The sequence below is a fragment of the Leptolyngbya sp. FACHB-36 genome (assembly GCF_014695955.1).
Lineage (GTDB): Bacteria > Cyanobacteriota > Cyanobacteriia > Leptolyngbyales > Leptolyngbyaceae > FACHB-36.
The window spans coordinates 1-2,558 of the sequence record NZ_JACJPG010000098.1 but is presented as its reverse complement, the minus strand read 5'-3'; the positions used below and the strand labels follow the sequence as shown (position 1 = coordinate 2,558).

Here is a 2,558-nt window from a genome sequence, read left to right as displayed (position 1 = left end):
AACCTCAAAGGCACCGACTGGTACTGGATCGATTTTTCTACCTGCATCGACTGCGGCATCTGCTTGCAGGTTTGTCCGGTGGAAGGAGCGATCGTTCCCGAAGAACGCCCAGAGCTGCAACAAACGCCACAGTAAGTGATTCGTTATTCGCTGGTTGTTCGCTGTTAGCGATTACTTACAGCAACTTCCAGTAAAATGGGCAGTGCCTATTAACCCCTAAAAGTAACCCTTAAAAGGCTTACGGATACGCTTTGTGAGCGATGCCCACTCACGATTTGCGGTCTATTCATTTGAAAATTGCAATTGCTCGACTAAGCCCTGATAACCAACGGCTAACAACTCTATGACCGCTGCTCCTCTCCTCGAAGTTCAAGAGGTCTACGCTGGATACGTCCGGGATTTGGACATTCTGCAAGGCGTCAACTTTCGGATTTATCCCGGTGAATTAGTCGCGGTGATTGGTCCCAACGGAGCCGGAAAATCAACGCTAGCGAAAACTATCTTTGGGTTGCTGACGCCGCACAAGGGCAGCATCGTCTTCAATGGGCAATCGATCGTGGGGCTAAAATCCGATCAGATTGTGCAGCGAGGCATGGGCTATGTGCCGCAGATTGCCAACGTGTTCCGCTCTCTAACCGTGGAAGAAAACTTAGAGATGGGTGCATTTGTGCGCGATGTGCCACTGCAACCGCTGAAGGACGAAATTTTTACCCGCTTTCCGCGATTGGGCGATCGTCGGAAGCAGCGAGCGGGAACGCTTTCGGGCGGAGAGCGACAAATGCTGGCGATGGGCAAAGCGCTGATGCTGAAGCCGAGTCTGCTGCTGCTCGACGAGCCGTCTGCCGCACTGTCGCCGCTGCTGGTGAACAGCGTGTTTGAGCAAATCAAGCAGATTAACGACAGCGGAACGGCGATCGTCCTGGTTGAGCAAAACGCCCGCAGGGCGCTGGAAATGGCAGCGCGCGGCTACGTTCTTGAGACAGGGCGCGATCGCTTCGAGGGACGCGGCATTGATTTGCTCAATGATCCCAAAGTCGGCGAACTGTATCTGGGAGCCACTAGAGCGCACTAAATCAGAATTAATCCCTGCCGCGCTCCTAAAATGACGGCTTCCGTCCGGCTAGACGCATTCAGCTTGCTGAAAATTGAGCCAATGTGAAACTTGACCGTGTGTTCTGAAATGCCTAAGCGGCGCGCGATCGTCTTATTGCCAACGCCTTCTGCCAGCATTCCCAGCACTTCAATTTCGCGACTGGTGAGAGCCAGCTCTGGTGCAGTTGGCAACAATCGCGGCGCGGTGGAAAGTTCCATTAGCAGTGCCTCAGTCACATCTGGATGCAGCACCGTCAGCCCGATCGCCGCTGCCTCGATCGCAGCCAAAATTTCACTGACGCGGGCGTCGCTGGGCAAGACAGCCCGCACTCCTGTCCGCAGCACATCGGCGATCGCGCTGGGCTGCCAGTCGCTAATCAGCAAAACACTCGCGGGAGCAGACGGTCCCTCGAAGTCGTCGATCGCGACCGTGTCGATCGCGGTCGTGCTCAGCAGCGCCAGCAGATCCTCGTCAGGTTCGTCCCACTCCAGCAGCACGACATCTGGCTGTAACGACTCCAGCGTTTGAGCTAGGGATCGCGGGTTCACAGACCCTACGACCTCTAGAGTCGGACTGGAAGCAATCAACGCTTCCAGTCCAGCCCGCATCACGATCGTGGTTGCACCCACCAAAACGCGAATCACGCGGCTTTCGGCACCGATCTGCTGCATAGCACCACATCCGCTACGATTCGCTGACTGCCACGCTGCACGTCCAACGGCAATCCGTCCCCAACGTGGGATCGATCGAGGATTTGAAACAGCTCGTTGGGTGCCTGAAACAGCCTGCCGCGCACGCCAACCAGCACATCTCCGGGTTGCAGTTGAGCCGCCTCAGCGGGACTGTCCACCTGCACATCGGTAATCAGCAGCCCAAAAACGGGTCGGCGATGCAGCGGTACCCGCACAGGCTGGAGCGTCACGCCGAGATAAGGCAATTCCGCTCGATCGCTCAAGAACCGCTGTACAACACGGCTAGAAATTGCAAATCCGCGTCCGTTCACAATCATCGTGTTGATGCCAATAATCTCTCCAAAACCGTTGGCAAGTGGACCGCCAGAGTTACCAGGAGCAAGGGGAATGTCTGCCTGAATCCAGTGGGAGCGATTCACGGCAGCGTGAATAATTCCCGTGGTCAGCGATCGCGCTACTCCAGATGGGTTGCCCACCGCCAGCACCAGTTCGCCCACTCGCAACACATCGGAACTGCTGATCGTTGCCGCTGGTAAATCCGTCGCCTCTACCTGAAGCGCAACGAGATCGCGCTGGTCCGAGCGATCTCGCACGTCTGCCTTCAGCACTCGCCCATCAAACAGCTCCACTTCAGCCGACGTTCCAGACACAACGTGGGCATTGGTGACAATCACTCCATCGGTGCTCCAAATGACGCCGGAGCCTGCCCCGCTGCGTCGCCCTCGCACCTGCACGGTGACGCGACGCAGCGTTTCACTGACAGCGGCGATCGC

The 2,558-nt window shown here is 56.7% G+C and carries 4 protein-coding genes; 2 read left to right on the top strand and 2 right to left on the bottom strand.

All coding sequences use genetic code 11. From position 1 onward, the window contains the following. Together H6F43_RS01355 and H6F43_RS01350 are read left to right on the top strand one after the other, a co-directional pair. Nucleotides 1-135: 4Fe-4S binding protein (locus H6F43_RS01355; RefSeq protein ID WP_190340225.1), on the top strand; the 135-nt coding region annotated here is incomplete at its 5' end. Between the two features lie 208 nt (nucleotides 136-343). Continuing rightward, nucleotides 344-1,072: an ABC transporter ATP-binding protein gene (locus H6F43_RS01350; protein WP_190340224.1), complete on the top strand. Its 729-nt coding sequence runs from the start codon at nucleotides 344-346 to the stop codon at nucleotides 1,070-1,072. Here the strand turns inward: H6F43_RS01350 and H6F43_RS01345 are convergent. Together H6F43_RS01345 and H6F43_RS01340 are read right to left on the bottom strand one after the other, a co-directional pair. After that, on the bottom strand, nucleotides 1,069-1,764 hold the full coding sequence (locus H6F43_RS01345; RefSeq protein WP_199290093.1) for a response regulator transcription factor: 696 nt from the start codon (nucleotides 1,762-1,764) through the stop codon (nucleotides 1,069-1,071). The genes H6F43_RS01350 and H6F43_RS01345 overlap by 4 nt on opposite strands. Next, the coding region (locus tag H6F43_RS01340; RefSeq protein ID WP_199290092.1) for a trypsin-like peptidase domain-containing protein at nucleotides 1,734-2,558 on the bottom strand (825 nt) is incomplete at its 5' end. The genes H6F43_RS01345 and H6F43_RS01340, both read right to left, overlap by 31 nt.